Source organism: Bacteroides luhongzhouii (genome assembly GCF_009193295.2).
Lineage (GTDB): Bacteria > Bacteroidota > Bacteroidia > Bacteroidales > Bacteroidaceae > Bacteroides > Bacteroides luhongzhouii.
Genome location: NZ_CP059973.1, coordinates 278,839 through 295,592, shown reverse-complemented (window position 1 = coordinate 295,592; position 16,754 = coordinate 278,839). Strand labels below are relative to the sequence as shown.

Genomic DNA, 16,754 nt, shown 5'->3' with positions numbered 1-16,754 from the left:
TGTGTTTTTTTAATATGTTTATAATTAGCACTTTATGCTGTAGTATATACTCTCCATTAATGTTCTTTTTTAATGAAGAAGATGTAGTACTGTTATGTGTCAAAACTTTATAGGTTTTCCGATAATTTGTGAAGAAACAAAGAAATATTTATTAAGGTTTCTATTGGATATTTGGTGAAACATTTATCTTTGTGAAAAAATCATTCTATGAAGTTACGCATATATCTAATCTTGTTATTTATCTCTTTTTATGGGGATATTTCTGCAACATGGCAACGTTCGGTGACGAACTATTATCGAAATACATATAATTCCGGTAATCAAAATTGGATGATTTCACAACAGGAGAATGGCTGGATGTATTTCGCAAATAATAAAGGTTTGCTTGAGTTTGATGGCAGAAATTGGAATACTTATTCTATACATAACGCTAAGACCAGAGCCGTAAAGGTCGGAGCGGACGGGAGAATTTATATCGGTGGAATGGGACAATTCGGTTATTTTACCCCCAATCGGCTTGGTGGACTAGAGTACACTTGTCTTTCGGATAGTATCGGCGGGAATACTAATATTGGCATTATCTGGAATATACATATTGTAGACAATCGGATTTATTTCCAATCGGAATGGAATATCTATTGTTTTGACAAGGGGCGGATCAGAGTATTGAATGCTTCTTCGGAAATTTGGTGTTCTGCAGTGATCCATGGAAAGTTTTATGTAGCATTGGAGGAAGGGCTGGCTGTCTTGAAAGGAATGGAAATCGTACCTTTATCTAATATCGGACATACTGTGGCTTTGAATCGTTCAGCCAAAATCGTTGCATTGCTTCCATGGGAGAATAAAGTATTGATAGTGACAAGCAAAAATGGCTTATTTGTATATGATGGGAATTCAATACTACCTTATTCTTCTGCTGCCGATTCGTTTATTCATTCTAATCTGCTGTTCTGTGCAGAGGCTAAAGACGGACTGCTTGCTTTAGGTTCTGTACAAGGAGGAGTTTTACTGTTGGACTCGAAAACCGGTCAGTTAGAGCGGATTTCTATAGATAATGGATTACAGAATAAGACAGTTTTGGGATTGTATTTTGATCGTAGTAATAATCTTTGGCTGGGGTTGGATAATGGCATTGATTGCGTACATTTGGAATCTCCGATTTTTTCACTTTATGGCGGAAAGGCGGTTATTGGTTCAGGATACGCTTCTTGTTGTTATAACGGTCAACTCTATTTGGGGACGAATCAGGGATTATATCGCACTTCTTTGGGGCAGATCAATACACCGGTGGATATGCAATTTATGCCGGGAACAGACGGGCAGGTATGGTCTATTAAGACATATAATAATCAATTGTTCTGTTGTGCTGATAATGGAATTTTTATTATAGATGGTTTGAAACATTATTCTCCCAGTTCGCTCAAAGGAGTGTGGTCGGTAGCAATGTTTCCCTATAATGAGCATTTGTTGATAGCCGGAACTTATAGTGGAATGTTCTTGTTGGGAAAATCAGCAACCGGAAGATGGGAGGTGAAGCATAAGATTAAAGGATTTTCCCATTCATGCAAAACTTTTTTTGTAGAAGAGGCTAATACACTTTGGGTGGCGAACAAAGGCAAAGGTATTTTTAGAATCACTCTTACGGAAGGATTAGACAGCATTATGAGTCTTAAAAATTATAATAATGAGTCTTTGTCAAACAATAATAATTCATTTATAACACGTATCAACCGGAAAATTGTGGTAGCGGCTCACGAAGGACTATATTATTACGATCAGATAAATGATCAGTTGGTGCTGGATACATTATTGGAACAGTCGCTGGACGGGCATACTGCCTATACTTATTTGAAAGAAAGTGAGAAAGGAGATATTTGGTATGTTGTGAATGGAAAGCTAAAAATGCTTCGAAGTGACGGACATAAGGGATTTTATAAACTGAATAATGAGGCTTATTTTTGCGGGGCATTGATAGAAGATTTTGAAGATATTTATTTTTATGATAAAGAACGTGCCATTATAGGTACGGAAGATGGTTTTTCTTTGTTAAAGTATAACGAAAAGATTTCAGAACAACGGTTGGGGCTACAAATCAGGAGAGTATATTGTATAGGGAAAAAAGATTCTTTGGTATACGGGCGTAGTTATACGTATGATCAGGAGCCGTTACTACTTCCATACTCGAAAAATTCGATAAGGATCGAATATAGTGTGACAGATTATGACAAGTCATCTGCAGCTTTGTATTCCTGCCGTTTGTCAGGGGGGAGGGTCAATGATAACGAATGGAGCGAATATAGTGAAAATAATACGAAGGAGTATACTGACCTGCCTGAAGGAAGTTATGTTTTTAATGTGAAGATAATAACTGATAAGGCACAGGAGCCTATTGAAACATCCTTTTCTTTTGAAATATTACCGCCTTGGTATCGTATGTGGTGGGCATACTGTATTTATGGGGTGTTGGTTATTCTATTTTTGTATTATATTTATTATCGTATAGTACAAAGCAGGAAGAATCTGATTCGTCAGAAAGAATTGGAATTGATTTCACAAAAACAAGAATTCAGGAAAGAAAGTGAGTTGAAAGACCGCAAGATTGTTTCTTTAGAAGAAGAAAATCTGCAATCAGAGTTGCGGCATAAGTCGGAAGAGTTAATTAAAACGACATTAAACATTGTACATAAGAATGAGATTTTGCAGGATATACGAAAGGTTGCAGTGGGTATTTCCCGTTCTGTCAATGATGAGAACCTAGTTAATATTCGTCGGAAAACATTAATACTGATAGAACGTATCGATAAGGACCTTGATAATGAGGAACACTGGCAGACTTTTCAGAATACATTTGATTCGGTGCATCATAATTTCTTCCATCTGCTTGATGAACGTTATCCTGATTTGAGTTACAAGGATAAGATGCTGTGTGCTTATTTACGAATGAATCTTATGTCAAAGGAAATAGCTCCGTTATTGAATATAACATTGCGTGGGGTAGAAATCAGTCGTTATCGTCTACGAAAAAAACTAGGATTGGGCGAAGGAGATAACTTGGCTGAGTTTCTGCAACATTTGACATAATGGAAATAGAAACTATAAATTTATGTATTCGTAATATTTGTTGCGTAAAATAACTTAAAAAAAGCACTTAAAAAAACGATATCTGATAATATATTGTTTAATTGATGTTTATGAGAAAACAAATGCTGTGAAAGAAAGGAGAGGGAATTATGTATTTATCCAAGTTCTGAGATTAAAATATTGTTGTATTCCCTTTATCTTTGCATTAATTTAAAACAAAGCAAAATTTGAAGAAAATGAAAACAATGCTATTAGCGGTAGGCACTCTGTGTCTCATGGCAGGTTGCTCGTCGAAAGTGAGCAGTTCTAAGGGAATCGTAAGTGATGCAACCATGAATACGGTAACGATTGTCACGGATAAAAATGATACCCTTTCATTCAGTACGATGGATGCGAATAAAGAAGAAGTCGACGGTTTACTTCTGAATGATACGTTGGAAGTCTTTTATACAGGAAAATATACACCGGGGATGCCGGCTTCCAAACTAGTTCAGTATCCGCAATCTCCGCTTGTGGGAGGTGACCGGGATGAACATGGCTGTATCGGCTCTGCCGGATACGTATGGTGTGAAGTGCAAAAAGACTGTATCCGCTTATTTGAGAAAGGGATTCGTACAGAAGCGGTGGATGGCAGCGGCATTCCAGCTTTCATTGTCTTTGGTCCCGATTCTACACAGCTGGAACTTTTCTTTTCTAATAATCAGCCCAATGAAATATTGGAAAGGCGTGGACTGCTTTCAGGAGGTTATGCATGGAACGTGGAGGACGATGATACGAAAAATGTACGCTTGATAGATGGCTTGTGGACAATCAGCCAAAGAGATAAATTAATTTATAGCCAGAAGGCCGGAAGCTGATTTAAAAAGTTCCGGTATTCTGTAGGCTTGTTTATAGCGTCATATTCCTGGCCGTCAATGTGGCATAGACATTGTCTGCATATTGTCTTCCTATGGGGATTACAATCCGGCGTCCGGTCAGGTTTATTTCCCGTTTAGAGAACCGTTCCACCTTATTAACCGGAATGATATAGGAGCGGTGCGTACGTAGAAAAGACTTTTCGGGTAACATCTCCTGAATACTTTTCAGACTTGTGCGCGATAATATATAGTTGCCGTTTATACGGAATATTTTCGTATAATTCTCCATTGCTTCGATATAAAGAATATCGGAGATAGGGATGGATATGTTATTGTATTCTTGTTTGATTATGATGTTTTCCGGTACTTTATGCTGACGTGCTTCAATAAAGACAATCGCTTTCTCAACAGCTTTTTCAAATCGTTCATAAGCAAAGGGTTTATGCAGGAAATCCACGGCATCGAGGTCGAAGCCATCCAGTGCATACTGTGCATGGGCTGTCGTAAAATAAGGCAACTTTCGGGAGGAAGCGCATGGGCAATATCCAGTCCGTTGGTACTGTTCATTTCAATATTCAGAAAGACCAGATCAGGTTTGCGCCGGGCTATTTCTCGCAGTCCGGTCAGCGGTTCGCTGAAAGTAGTAAGTTCCAGTTCGCCTTTTCGTTCGCAAAACTGGCGTACAATCCATTTGTCTACCGGCACTAGCATGATGATGGGCAGCATGATTACCGGAATTTAAAAATCCGATTATACAGCTACGTTACGAGGGCGGCAGTATGTTGAAATTCGTCCGCAGGTGAGTGGCATTATTACCGGGATATGTATCAATGAAGGGGATCCTGTTCATAAAGGGCAGACACTTTTCATTATTGACCAGGTTCCTTATAAAGCAGCGTTGGAAACAGCAGTTGCCAATGTAAAAAGCGCGGAAGCCAAGCTTGCCACTGCTAAATTGACAGCAGATAGTAAAGCTGAACTTTACAAAGAACAGATTGTGTCCGAATTCGATCTGCAAACAGCCCGTAATGAACAAGCGGCGGCAGAAGCGGCATTGGCACAGGCTAAGGCACAGGAAGTGAATGCGCGCAATGACCTTTCTTATACCGAAGTGAAAAGTCCGGTGAACGGAGTCGCCAGCATGATTCCTTATCGGGTAGGGGTGTTGGTGAGCAGCAGTATCACCGGGCCGTTAGTCACTGTTTCGGATGACAGCGAAGTATACGCCTATTTCTCCATGACGGAGAATCAGATACTCGACTTTGTACAACAATATGGCTCACTTAAAAAAGCGATAGAAAACATGGACGAAGTGGAACTGACTATGAGCAATGGAAAAAACTATTCCCATACCGGAAAGATAGACGCTATCAGCGGTACGGTGGATGAAGGAACTGGTGCTGTTGGACTGCGGGCTGTTTTTGCCAACCCCGACCAGTTCCTGCGTAACGGTGGAAGTGGTAAAGTAGTAGTTCCTACTATAAAGAAGGGATGTATCATTATTCCGCAAGCGGCTACTTACGAATTGCAGAATCGTATATTTGTATATAAAGTGGTCGATGGCAAAGCGAAATCAACCCCGGTAGAAGTGTTCCGGTTGAATAACGGTACTGAATATATCGTCGAAACAGGACTTGAGCCGGGTGATGTTATTATAGCCGAAGGTGCCGGACTGGTGCGTGAGGGAACAATAATCAAGAGTGATCCGACTAAAGAATAAGATGCCGTTATGAAAATCAGAACATTTATAGACCGGCCTATTCTCGCAGGAGTAATTTCGGTCGTTTTTCTTATTATCGGATTGATAGGACTTTCGCAGCTTCCTGTTGAACAGTTTCCTGAAATTGCACCTCCTACCGTCAGCGTTTCCGCTACCTATACCGGTGCTAATGCGGAAACTGTACAGAAGAGCGTAGTCGTGCCATTGGAAGAAGCGCTCAACGGGGTAGAGAACATGATGTACATGACCTCTTCCTCTACCAATAACGGTTCAGCGAGAATCACCATTTACTTCCGTCAAGGGACCGACCCCGATATGGCGGCAGTTAATGTGCAGAACCGTATTGCTACGGCACAAGGATTATTACCGGCAGAAGTCACCCGCAGCGGTATCACCGTCCGTAAGCGCCAGACAAGTAATATCAAAGCATTGGCATTGTATAGCCCCGACAACACGTTCGATGAAAGCTTTTTGAATAACTATCTGAAAATCAATATCAAACCCCGTCTTTCACGTATTGCCGGCGTGGGTGAGGTGAATGTGATGGGAGCGGACTATTCGTTACGTATCTGGCTCGATCCTGCCAAGATGGCTAAATATGGATTGGTTCCGTCCGACATCACGACGGTACTTGACGAACAGAATCTGGAAGCCCCTACGGGAACGCTTGGTGCCGAATCGAAGAATATTTTTCAGTATGTATTGAAATATCGCGGACATTATGAAGAAGAAAAGGCTTATGGCAATCTGGTAATCCGTTCGCAGGCAGGAGGCGAGGTGCTACGGCTGAAAGATGTGGCACGTATCGAATTGGGTGCCAACTATTGTTGTTAGTCGCTTGTGCGGGATTGTTCCTTCTGATGAAAACCACCAAGACCGGGTTGGTTCCTCAAGAGGATATGGGAACTATCTTTGTAGATGTGCGTACTTCACCCGGAAACAGTCTGGAAGAAACCAAAAGTGTAATGGACGAAATAGATAAGCGTATTCATGACATACCGCAAGTCAGAATGTTTTCTAAAGTGACGGGTAACGGTATGATAAGCGGTCAGGGAGCATCGAACGGTATGTTTATCGTCCGTCTGAAACTGTGGGATGAACGTACGGAAAAGGAAGACGGTATCAATGCTGTTATTAACGAGATTTACCGGCGTACGGATGACATTTCTTCTGCGCAAATTATGGCCTTTGCACAACCGATGATTCCCGGGTATGGGGTAAGTAGTGGTTTTGAAATTTATATCCAGGACCAGAAAGGCGGTTCGGTAGAAGATTTGCTGAAATACACCCGTCAGATGATTGATGCATTGAATGCCCGGCCTGAAATCGGACGTGCTTCGACTTCGTTCGATACAAAATGTCCTCAATTCTTGGTAGAAGTGGATGCCGCCCTTTGTAAGCGGAATGGAGTGTCACCTTCGGATATCTTGAGTACTTTGTCCGGCTATATCGGTGGTAACTATGCATCCAATATGAACCGTTTCTCCAAACTTTACCGTGTAATGGTGCAGGCTTCACCGGAATTCCGTCTGGATACCGAAGCTTTGAATAATATGTTTGTCCGGAATTCCAATGGAGAGATGTCTCCTGTCAGTCAATATCTCACTTTGACACGAGTCTACGGTGCAGAGTCGCTGACGCGTTTCAATCTGTTCTCTGCCATCTCCGTCAATGGTGCTCCGCAGCTGATAACACGTTCTACGCTTGACAACCAGCGTTTCCCGGAATCCCTTTCAACCGGAGTGCCGTTGCAACTATTGCACCGTCGTCCGGATATTCGTCAAAAGGAAGCTGAACTGGCTGAGGCTTTTTATGCAACGAATCAGGCACGTTCTGCTTTTTATCCCTCTATCACGTTGGGTGGTTCCGCAGGATGGACAAACTCGGCAGGTGGCGCTATAACCAATCCTGGACAGTGGTTGCTTTCCACTGTCGGCTCATTGGTTCAGCCACTTTTCAATCGCGGGCAGAATATTGCTAATTTGAAAGTAGCGAAAGCACAACAGGAAGAGGCGTTACTCACCTTCCGCCAAAGTTTGCTTGATGCGGGCACGGAAGTAAACGATGCATTGGTGCAATGGCAGAAGGCGCAAGGCCGTTTGGCACTCTCCAAACAGCAGGTCATTTCGCTTCAGTCCGCAGTGCGTAGTTCTGAACTATTGATGCGGCACAGTTCGCAAAACTACCTGGAAGTACTTACTGCCCGTCAGACTCTTTTGCAGGCGGAATTATCCGTCGCTTCCAATCGTTTTGATGAAATACAGGGAGTTATTAATCTTTATCATGCATTGGGAGGAGGATACTGATTGATAATAGATGGATTAAAACAAAATTGTTAATAAGTTGATATCAAAGATGCTGAATATATAAACTCCCATCATAATCTTTGTATTTAGCATCTTTGTATATATCAACCAGTTGATTACTGTAATCAAGGATAATATCTTTGGAAGCTTGTGATACGTTTGTCGCCAGAATACCACTTCCCAAAATGCCGGGATTACATACTACACTGTCTTTCCTTATTGAATTCATGGTAAGCTCTACACCTGTGTAATCTTTGATGCCGGCCTTTTCCAGACTGGATGTAATATAGTTGTCCAAGGATGTTTTATCATCTCCGGTCATGAATCCATACCATAATAAACACTTCATTCTTAATAAAGTAGCCTGTATCAGGACATCGAGATAGGTTACTCCAGAATTTCCTTTCTTGTCTATTTCGTAAGGATCGATATGGATGAAAGAGGATGCGGGGAGTGAGGGCAATAACTCTATGGTACCTCTCGAAGAGTCGGTATGATGTATCTCTACAGAGGCACTTAATCCGATTTGTTTGACATAGGTACCCACATTCTCCAGTGCACTCTTTTCTAAATCAAAGAATACAAACCTTTTTGCTTGCTTCCCTAATACATTCATAGCCAAGGCAGGTGAACCTAAATAATTTCCTTTTGCCATCTCTTCGCTTTCCAGTTGGTAATATACAGAATCCTTTAGAGATAGGACCTCATCTGCTTTCGCCAGGAAATGATAGATGCCATATTGTTGCTCCGGGGTTTGTGTCATCGGATAGATGGCACATGCCGAATTGGTCTCTACATATACTTGCGGAGTTTCATTCTTGAGTACTTCACAGAGTATCAGATGTTTCAAGACATCGGGTTGTTTTGCGAAATGAGTGTAAGTTGCCATATCGGTGTATTTAGGAATTGACCAATTCATGAATCGAAGTCGCACCAATAACTTCGGAATTTGGCATGGTGCTTCCTTTCTTTAAATGTTCTTTGTGAATTACATAATTCTACAAATATAAACAGATAGATAATACGGGAAAATAAAAGGGTGCTTTTTTTCTGAAATCATCGTGGACGAATCATATTTTTAGTTAGTTTTGTAGAAATAAAACAAAGAATTATGAAAATGAAGGTCTTGCTATCTGTCATTGTATTTACGCTCTATACTGTTTCTTATGCTCAGAATATGAAAATGATTGATACTAGTATGCCGAAAAAAGATAAAAAGGATGCTGTGGTAGTTGAATATGATTCGTTAACTAATATACGCCCTTATAAAGATGCTTCATATTATAAACAATTTGTTGGGCAAAGTATTTTGTTCTATCCCCGGAATCCAAATTCTTCGGAATCACTACCTAAGTATTATGCTAATTTTCTGACTTCTAATAAGCAGGTTGTTGCCATTGACACTATTTGGCGAAAAAAAAGATCCAACCCTAAACCTAAAGATTATAAATTAAATCAAATAACCTCCAAGAGATATAAACCTCAGTTGGTGAAGGATGATTATGTTACTTTATGTGCTTCTTTTCACGATATACTTGAACAAGGATATAGGATTTTTCCATTTGAAATATATAGAGCAACAAATCATTCTATGGAAAAACATGATGGCATTTTCACACCTTATAATGAGATAGAAGGCAAGAGTTTTAAAATTTTAGATATAGAGCTGTCTGATGCCGAAGTTGAAAAAAATACAATTTTTGCACTACAGTCTGAAGAAGGTGATACTCTTTATTGGTATGCTAAACGTGGTGAGTATGACGGATTCAATTATACTAGGCAACACTATCCTGTCATTGTATTAGGATTTATGGATAAAATGAAACAGTTGTTTTTGAATAAAGACATATACATTAAAAATATTCATCCGATTAATAAATATAAATGTATGGAAATAGCCTATTCAGGCAGTGAAGATACTTATATGGTTCCTTCATTTGTTCTGAAGAATGATAGTGCCGATTTGATAATGCCATTATGTGAGAGTCCATCTCTATTTTCATACGAAGTAAGCATATTTGATAATCAGAAAAGAATGACTCAGATGTATTTCTATAATTTGGATGTTGTCGAAGCAGAAGTTTATGAGGAAACAATGGAAAGAGAAAGACTTGCTAAAGAAGAATTATTGATGAAGGAAAAGTTAGCACAAGAAGAGGCAAAGAAGTTAGCCAGTATAAAAAGACAACAGAGAACTAAAGAATTATATAAGAAATACGGAAAAGCTACGGCGGACTTGATATTAAAAGGCCAAGTGTGCATTGGGATGACTAAGGCTATGGTTTTGGAATCATGGGGGCATCCTTCGGGTGGCATTAATAGAACTACCGGTGCATGGGGGACACATGAACAATGGGTATATGGAGTGGGACAATACTTGTATTTTGAGAATGGAAAATTGACAACTATACAAAATTAGTCTGTTCTTGTTTTGTATGAGCAGTCTGTAATTTTAACAAGGGAGACACAATGAAATATCAGTCTTTCTTAAACCACCTGTAAACCCATTTACCCACCTTCTCGTAATGCCGGGTTTCGGTATCAGTATATAGTTTAGAGAAGAACGACGTATCTAATGGTTCTCCCGATTGGTTCGGATATAATACGATTAAGCTATTGTTGGAGAAGTATTTCCCAAGCTGTCTCGGTAGTTTCTCAAAAGAACTGTCGTAAGAGAGAGTTCCCGGTCGTGCACTGATAATAACTAATAAATGGTCGTAGCTTACTTGTCCTGTTAATACCAGCAAGTCATTCCAGTCTTCTAAAAGGGAGAAATCGGTAAGTGTCTGTTTATGCCGTTTCTTTATCCACGTTTGCAGGCGTATGGTCGTTTTTTCATTGGCAAAGAAATGTACCCGGCATCCGAGGGTACTTCCCATTCGACAGAAATGTTCCATCCAATGAGGAAAACCGGATTCGTATTCGGCTTTAGGAGGGACGGCAATGACAATTCGTTTGATTGTATGGACTGGTATTAGAAACTTAGAGATAATTATCTCACAGTTTAATCCATTCAATAAGTGCTCGGCAAGTATTCCAAAGTATGAGTCTGTGATATTTTTCTTACGATGCAGACCGGTGATAATACTTGTAATCTCATTTTCTTTGACTGAATGTATAATGCCGGAAGCTATATTCAAATCATACCGTGTGACTTTCTTTAGTGGTACATTTGCTTCTGTTGCTGTCGTTTCCGCTTTTTCCAGGTAATATTTGCTTCGAAGTCGTAGATTATTGGAATTATTATTGTCGTTGATTACATTGAGGGCCAGTAAATTATCTTTCAATTTAGAATCACGTATGATTAGAGACAGATTCACCATGTCCTCGATAGTGTCCGGGTTGGCTATGGATACTAAAATCTTCTCTGTTTCTTTTGAAGATTCATTTTCCGATAGTGAGTCATCCATTGCCACTTTTCTGGCTGCCCGTTCGGTAATCAGTGAACTCACTACGCAAGTAACCAGAATAAGCAAGACTGTTCCGTTCAGTACATCATCATTCAATAAACGTTCACCGGTGGGCAGAATAATGTTATAGCCAACTAACACAGCCGCCAATGTGGCCGCCGCCTGTGCATTACTCAAACCATACATCAGATTTCGTTCAAGAACAGACATCTTGTATATTTTTTGTGTGAGCCAGCAAGCAATCCATTTACCAGTCAGCGCCATGGTTATCATCACGGCGGCAACTTTTAAAGCATCCCCTTCTCCGAAAATAACACGTAAGTTGATTAACATTCCCACTCCGATAAGGAAATAAGGAATAAAAAGTGCATTACCAACGAACTCTAAATGATCCATCAATGGAGAGACGTGTGGTATGAGCCGGTTAAGTACCAGCCCTGCGAGAAAGGCTCCCAAGATACCTTCCATACCCACAAGCTCCATCAGCCCTGCCCCTAAAAAGACCATTGCAAGCACGAAAATAAATTGCATCACGTTGTCATTGTATCGGTGAAAGAACCAACGACCGATGCGCGGAAAGAAATAAATGATAAGTGCCCCTAGAAAGATTACTTTTACTACCAGCCAAATCCAAAACAATCCTCCGGTTTCTCCTTTGAACAATCCGCCGATAACAGCCAGGACCAGTAGTGTGAGTGTATCCGTCACGGCCGTTCCTCCTACGGCAATACTTACACTACGATGGCGTGATATGCCGAAACGGGTAACAATAGGATAGGCCACGAGCGTATGGGAGGCATACATGCTGGCTAATAATACAGAGGTGATTACACCATATTTCAGATAAGATACATTTGCCAAGAATCCAATCCCGATGGGAACGATAAAAGCCAGTAATCCGAGCACTAATGCTTTGTTTCGCGTCTCTTTGAAATCTCCCATATTCATTTCCAGTCCGGCCAGGAACATGATGTAATAGAGTCCGACTTTCCCGAATAACTGAAAACTGTTGTCTCGTGCCAGAATATTAAATCCATGTTCGCCAATAGCCAGTCCTGCCAAGATCATACCGATAATATGAGGGATGCGTAGTTTATTCAATAATATCGGAGCAAACAATATAATCAAGAGTACAAGGAGAAATATCCATGTAGGGTCGGTGATAGGGAATGTTAAATCAAGGCCAATCCAATCCATAATTTGATGAGTTCGTGATATTTGTTCCGCAAAATAACTTAAAAAAATGCTTCTAAAAAAGTATTAGTTAATAAAATTAGTCATTTATTTTTTCTCCAGATTCATGATCGACGGAATGAAGAATGCAAGTGTTCCCGTTATCACAATGGCAATACCGCATATGACAAAGATATTGGCTATGCCGATAGCGTCTGCTATAAATCCGGTTGCCAGTAATCCTAAAATAGAGGGCAATAAACTGATACTGTCGAACAAAGAGAATACGCGTCCCAAGAAAGATACTTCAATTTGTGTTTGCAGCAAAGCTGTAAACGGACCGGAATAAAACGGCATGGAAATACCCTGTACAATCGCAAATATGGCATAGATAATAAAGGCTGAAGGAGGAAGTATTCCGGAAACGAAAATAGAGACTCCTATGATGATATAGGATATATTTATCATAACTACCTTTCGGATACGTGGATTCCATATTCCCAGTAGAATACCGCCTACTAATGCTCCTGAACCAAAAAGTAGTTCTATCAAACTAACCTGATAAGCTGTTCCCGAGAAGTTTTTCAGGGTCATCAGCGGTATCAAGGCAACAACAGGCATGATGAAGAAAGTGATGAGTACTTCAGTGATCATCACCCATTTCAAACCGCAGTTACTACAGATTGCCTGAAAACCTTCCTTCATATCCCGGAGTACATTATTGGTCGTTTCCGTTTCTGTTTTTTCCGGGTTAGGGATGAATACAAACATTAGTGTCGTACAGGCTATAGCTGCTCCGGCAACATCGAGCAACATGACTACACTCATATTTGTACTGACAATCAATGCAGCACCTAACACAGGACCGCAAATATTACATAAGGCCTGTATCGTCTGATTAATACTGGCAATTCGCGTCAGTTCTTTTTCTGGAGCAAGTAGCGGTATGGATGATTTCATGGCAGGCGCATGGAAGGCACTTCCGATGGAACGGAGCATCAGCAACAGATAAATCTGCCAGATTTATAGAACACACACTAAAAAAGGAAACAACAGCCAAACAAGTGAAAATGAATATGCTGTTTTACAAATATTTAAGTATCTATATCTCCTTTCAGTTGTTTTCATAGTTTTCAGTTGATTGGTTCTTATTCGGTACATTTTTGTTTCTTATTTGTTCCTCAATTCGGATTATTATTCATACCTTTGCAACAGAAATAACAAATAAAGGAGTTGCTTATGCCACGAGTAAAAAAGCCGACGAAAGTCAAAGAACCAATCCGTCTTCGGATGAAGCCGTTGAGTGATGGAAGCAAGAGTTTATATCTGGATATTTACCGCGATGGAAAGCGGACATATGAATACCTCAAAATGTATATCATCCCGGAAACGGACAATAATGCCCGGAAACGGAATCAAGCCACAATGGATGCGGCTAATGCTATCAAGTCAAAGCGTATCATCGAACTGACTAATGGGGAAGCCGGTATCGAGAACAGGGAAAAAGTATTCTTGCTCGATTGGATGAATACGTATAAGGAGAATCAGGCAAAACGAGGCAAAAAGGATGGAAACCAAATCGCAGTTACCATTCGCATCCTGAAAGACTATGCAGGAGAACGGATGACGATGGATCGAATCGACAAGGCATTCTGCCAGGACTACCTCGATTATCTGATGACGGAATATCGTCCCAAAGGAAAGCGTGTGTCGAACTTTACACTCCACACCTACTATCGTATCTTGAACGGAGCTTTGAATGCTGCTGTTCGAGCCGAGATTATCAAGGTCAATCCGTTTACCAAAATCAACAATTCGGATAAGATTCGCCTTCCGGAAAGCAAACGGTCGTATATGACCATCGAAGAAGTCCGGGCATTGATTGCCACTCCGATGAATAATAAGGCGGTGAAGTCCGCTTATTTGTTCTCCTGCTTCTGCGGATTGCGCGTGAGTGATATTGTGGGATTGAAGTGGAAAGACGTATTCGTTGATAGAGGGCAATACCGCTTGGCTGTGTCCATGCAAAAGACCAAAGAACCGATTTACCTGCCTCTTTCCCCCGAAGCGTTGAAGTGGATGCCGGAACGAGGCGAAAAGACGGCAGAAGACCATGTTTTTGATTTGCCCAGTCCGTCGATGATGAATATACTCATCAAGCCTTGGGCGAAAGCTGCGGGAATCGACAAGCGATTCACCTTTCACACTGCCCGCCACACTTTTGCCACGATGATGTTGACACTCGGTGCGGATCTCTATACCACTTCGAAGTTACTCGGTCATGCCGATGTGAAAATGACACAGGTGTACGCTAAAATCATCAATCAGAAAAAGGACGATGCGGTCAATTTGGTAAACGGATTGTTCGATTAGTCTAATGTAAATCGTAGCATTGTTGAGTGCTATAAAATGGTACTGTTTCCATATCTGCATATGGCCAAAATTAGGTTTACTTTAATCTGGGTACGTATAGGGAAAAAACAAAGTAAACTAATTATCGCAGAAAGGAGGGAAAAGAAATCTCGTGATTGAAACTATATTTTCATTCCCTCTTTTCTGCAACCTGCTTGCGCTAATTGGCTTTATGGAGTGAATGACTGTACGTCAGCAACCGTAAACAAGACATTGGCTACATGGTCGCTGGGGATAGGCAGTTGCTATGTCAGCCGAGCGGAAGAAACATTCGCCAGCGAACCAGGGCAATGTCTAATGCAGGAAGCCAGCATAGAGAGGCGTTACAAAGCGCACGTCTGTCTTTGTCTGGGATATCCGGACGGAGAAACGGGAATGGCTAAACCGCGGAAAGAGGGGCGAGTAAGATATGTTCTATAATGTGTTATGAATTTCCGGCCGCTTTCTTTCTGTCCTGCATGATCGGCTCCCGGTTTTCCAAAGCCCACCCGAGCAGGGAATTGATGTGCGGCAGCAGCGATTTTGTTCTCTCGGTCAGCGTATATTCCACGCGCGGCGGCACTTCGGGATAGATGGTACGTGTCACATAACCGTCTTCTTCAAGGGTACGAAGCATTACAGTCAGCATTTTTTGCGATATGTCTGGGATCTGACGCTGCAATTCCTTGAAACGGACCGATTCCTTTTCGGATCTGTCAAGTGTATAAATGACCAGTAACGACCATTTGTCACTGATCCTTGCTAAAATATTCCGTATGGGACAGTCCGGGAATACGGCATCTTCTATCGTTGTTCGATTCATAATTAAGTGAATTTCAATCTGCTCTACAAAGGTAATCAAACTTCTTACTGCTTTTTCCAGACTGATATATCCCAACTCAACGAGCATGAGTACAATCTGAGTGAACAAACTATGGATACAGCTCTTCAAACGCTTGCTACGGAAATCATTAATAGAACGGAAGTCGGGAGTAGACTTGCCCGAAAGCCACATGTAAAGGATGTTCTCCTGAAGAAGACGTGCTATCTTACGATAAGAGTACACATTGTTAAGCTAGACGAAGAACAACACTTTCAAAAGCATGCGGAGATAATAAACAGGACAACCACCACCTTTATTAGTGGACAACAACGGACTGATGTCAAGTTCATCAACAATCCGATTGACAAGCCGGACCGGAGCATCCGAAGAAATATTTTCATCAAGACGGGAAGGAAATAAGGAATCCATGCCTTGAGAATACTCCTTAAATTCAATTAACATGCTCTAAGATAAACATTTTAGAGCAAATAAAAAAGTTCGAGCTTGCGAAAGTTCGGACTTTTACAAAAAAATGAGGGTACCCTTTTGAAGTGCCCGCTCATCGTATCTGTTGCCATTCACGGAAATATCTATTTTTAACATTTGGGCAAATCAGATGGTCTGTCACAAATATCAGTACTTTCTATTTGTCAAGACGAACTGAACAGAATGTGGTTTGATACACTCGAAGACTAGGACTCCTTGTGAACTGAGCATAACCTATTATCATGAACTAGTCACGACAAGTGAACTTCTTGGTTTTGTAGTTTCCTTTATATTTATCAATACATTTTTCGAGTTTATAATCAGAAACAAGAACCATGATTTGAGCAAAGACAATCTTTCCATTTGGTATGATGAAAAATCAATCTAATAGCTATTTTTATTTTTGAAGGTTAAAGTATTCCGTCCCTATCAATTTGTAACTTAATAAATAGCAAAATGCATATTGATAGTAATAGATGAAGAGAAAAGTATTTTTTTCTTGAAGAT

At 40.6% G+C, this 16,754-nt stretch carries 11 protein-coding genes and 4 pseudogenes; 8 read left to right on the top strand and 7 right to left on the bottom strand.

Annotated elements, in window-relative coordinates:
• Positions 1 to 207 precede the first annotated feature (207 nt).
• Both GD631_RS01080 and GD631_RS01075 read left to right on the top strand, forming a co-directional pair.
• Positions 208 to 3,081 (top strand): triple tyrosine motif-containing protein, encoded by a 2,874-nt coding sequence (locus GD631_RS01080; protein WP_143259975.1) that lies wholly within the window; start codon positions 208 to 210, stop codon positions 3,079 to 3,081.
• A 236-nt stretch (positions 3,082 to 3,317) separates the two neighbouring features.
• Entirely contained in the window at positions 3,318 to 3,938 is a 621-nt protein-coding gene (locus GD631_RS01075) for a hypothetical protein (RefSeq protein WP_143259974.1), read from the top strand.
• A gap of 31 nt (positions 3,939 to 3,969) precedes the next feature.
• Here the strand turns inward: GD631_RS01075 and GD631_RS01070 are convergent.
• A pseudogene (locus tag GD631_RS01070) lies at positions 3,970 to 4,664 on the bottom strand (LytR/AlgR family response regulator transcription factor).
• A 16-nt stretch (positions 4,665 to 4,680) separates the two neighbouring features.
• On the opposite strand from GD631_RS01070, the pseudogene GD631_RS01065 reads away from it, so the two are divergent.
• The 3 genes and pseudogenes from GD631_RS01065 to GD631_RS22075 all read left to right on the top strand — a co-directional run.
• Positions 4,681 to 5,658 (top strand): annotated as a pseudogene (locus GD631_RS01065) (efflux RND transporter periplasmic adaptor subunit); the annotation flags it as partial.
• A 9-nt stretch (positions 5,659 to 5,667) separates the two neighbouring features.
• Entirely contained in the window at positions 5,668 to 6,492 is an 825-nt protein-coding gene (locus GD631_RS22080; RefSeq protein WP_143259973.1) for an efflux RND transporter permease subunit, read from the top strand.
• Positions 6,493 to 6,518: 26 nt separating this feature from the next.
• The gene (locus GD631_RS22075; RefSeq protein WP_223225913.1) at positions 6,519 to 7,964 is read left to right on the top strand and encodes an efflux RND transporter permease subunit; all 1,446 of its coding nucleotides are present in this window, start codon (positions 6,519 to 6,521) and stop codon (positions 7,962 to 7,964) included.
• A gap of 43 nt (positions 7,965 to 8,007) precedes the next feature.
• On the opposite strand, the gene GD631_RS01050 is transcribed toward GD631_RS22075, so the two are convergent.
• Positions 8,008 to 8,853 (bottom strand): 23S rRNA (adenine(2030)-N(6))-methyltransferase RlmJ, encoded by an 846-nt coding sequence (locus GD631_RS01050; protein WP_143259972.1) that lies wholly within the window; start codon positions 8,851 to 8,853, stop codon positions 8,008 to 8,010.
• A 222-nt stretch (positions 8,854 to 9,075) separates the two neighbouring features.
• Here GD631_RS01050 and GD631_RS01045 point away from each other — a divergent pair, with 222 nt between their 5' ends.
• Positions 9,076 to 10,383 carry a hypothetical protein gene (locus tag GD631_RS01045; RefSeq protein ID WP_143259971.1) on the top strand — a complete coding sequence of 436 codons (1,308 nt, stop codon included), beginning with the start codon at positions 9,076 to 9,078 and terminating at the stop codon, positions 10,381 to 10,383.
• A gap of 58 nt (positions 10,384 to 10,441) precedes the next feature.
• On the opposite strand, the gene GD631_RS01040 is transcribed toward GD631_RS01045, so the two are convergent.
• Both GD631_RS01040 and GD631_RS01035 read right to left on the bottom strand, forming a co-directional pair.
• Positions 10,442 to 12,571 carry a cation:proton antiporter gene (locus GD631_RS01040; protein WP_143259970.1) on the bottom strand — a complete coding sequence of 710 codons (2,130 nt, stop codon included), beginning with the start codon at positions 12,569 to 12,571 and terminating at the stop codon, positions 10,442 to 10,444.
• A gap of 84 nt (positions 12,572 to 12,655) precedes the next feature.
• Positions 12,656 to 13,570 (bottom strand): annotated as a pseudogene (locus tag GD631_RS01035) (MFS transporter); the annotation flags it as partial.
• Positions 13,571 to 13,786: 216 nt separating this feature from the next.
• Here GD631_RS01035 and GD631_RS01030 point away from each other — a divergent pair.
• Positions 13,787 to 14,920, top strand: coding sequence for a site-specific integrase (locus GD631_RS01030; protein ID WP_143259969.1), 1,134 nt, complete (start codon positions 13,787 to 13,789; stop codon positions 14,918 to 14,920).
• 216 nt (positions 14,921 to 15,136) lie between these two features.
• Complete coding sequence (locus GD631_RS01025; RefSeq protein WP_143259968.1) at positions 15,137 to 15,379, top strand: nitroreductase family protein; 243 nt, start codon at positions 15,137 to 15,139, stop codon at positions 15,377 to 15,379.
• Between the two features lie 4 nt (positions 15,380 to 15,383).
• Here the strand turns inward: GD631_RS01025 and GD631_RS01020 are convergent, their stop codons facing one another.
• The 3 genes and pseudogenes from GD631_RS01020 to GD631_RS22390 all read right to left on the bottom strand — a co-directional run bounded on the left by GD631_RS01020 (position 15,384) and on the right by GD631_RS22390 (position 16,584).
• A complete protein-coding gene (locus GD631_RS01020) occupies positions 15,384 to 15,761 on the bottom strand; it encodes a winged helix-turn-helix transcriptional regulator (protein WP_143260054.1) in 378 nt (125 codons plus the stop codon).
• Between the two features lie 51 nt (positions 15,762 to 15,812).
• Positions 15,813 to 16,223 (bottom strand): annotated as a pseudogene (locus GD631_RS01015) (transposase); the annotation flags it as partial.
• Between the two features lie 271 nt (positions 16,224 to 16,494).
• Positions 16,495 to 16,584: a hypothetical protein gene (locus tag GD631_RS22390; RefSeq protein WP_143259967.1), complete on the bottom strand. Its 90-nt coding sequence runs from the start codon at positions 16,582 to 16,584 to the stop codon at positions 16,495 to 16,497.
• Between the last annotated feature and the right edge of the window lie 170 nt (positions 16,585 to 16,754).

What these genes read in the sequence shown, in the direction of transcription:
- GD631_RS01080 (WP_143259975.1), top strand. Translation starts at nt 208, where the DNA reads ATGAAGTTACGCATATATCTAATCTTGTTATTTATCTCTTTTTATGGG.
- GD631_RS01075 (WP_143259974.1), top strand. Translation starts at nt 3,318, where the DNA reads ATGAAAACAATGCTATTAGCGGTAGGCACTCTGTGTCTCATGGCAGGT.
- GD631_RS22080 (WP_143259973.1), top strand. Translation starts at nt 5,668, where the DNA reads ATGAAAATCAGAACATTTATAGACCGGCCTATTCTCGCAGGAGTAATT.
- GD631_RS22075 (WP_223225913.1), top strand. Translation starts at nt 6,519, where the DNA reads ATGAAAACCACCAAGACCGGGTTGGTTCCTCAAGAGGATATGGGAACT.
- GD631_RS01050 (WP_143259972.1), bottom strand. Translation starts at nt 8,853, where the DNA reads ATGGCAACTTACACTCATTTCGCAAAACAACCCGATGTCTTGAAACAT.
- GD631_RS01045 (WP_143259971.1), top strand. Translation starts at nt 9,076, where the DNA reads ATGAAAATGAAGGTCTTGCTATCTGTCATTGTATTTACGCTCTATACT.
- GD631_RS01040 (WP_143259970.1), bottom strand. Translation starts at nt 12,571, where the DNA reads ATGGATTGGATTGGCCTTGATTTAACATTCCCTATCACCGACCCTACA.
- GD631_RS01030 (WP_143259969.1), top strand. Translation starts at nt 13,787, where the DNA reads ATGCCACGAGTAAAAAAGCCGACGAAAGTCAAAGAACCAATCCGTCTT.
- GD631_RS01020 (WP_143260054.1), bottom strand. Translation starts at nt 15,761, where the DNA reads ATGAATCGAACAACGATAGAAGATGCCGTATTCCCGGACTGTCCCATA.
- GD631_RS22390 (WP_143259967.1), bottom strand. Translation starts at nt 16,584, where the DNA reads ATGGTTCTTGTTTCTGATTATAAACTCGAAAAATGTATTGATAAATAT.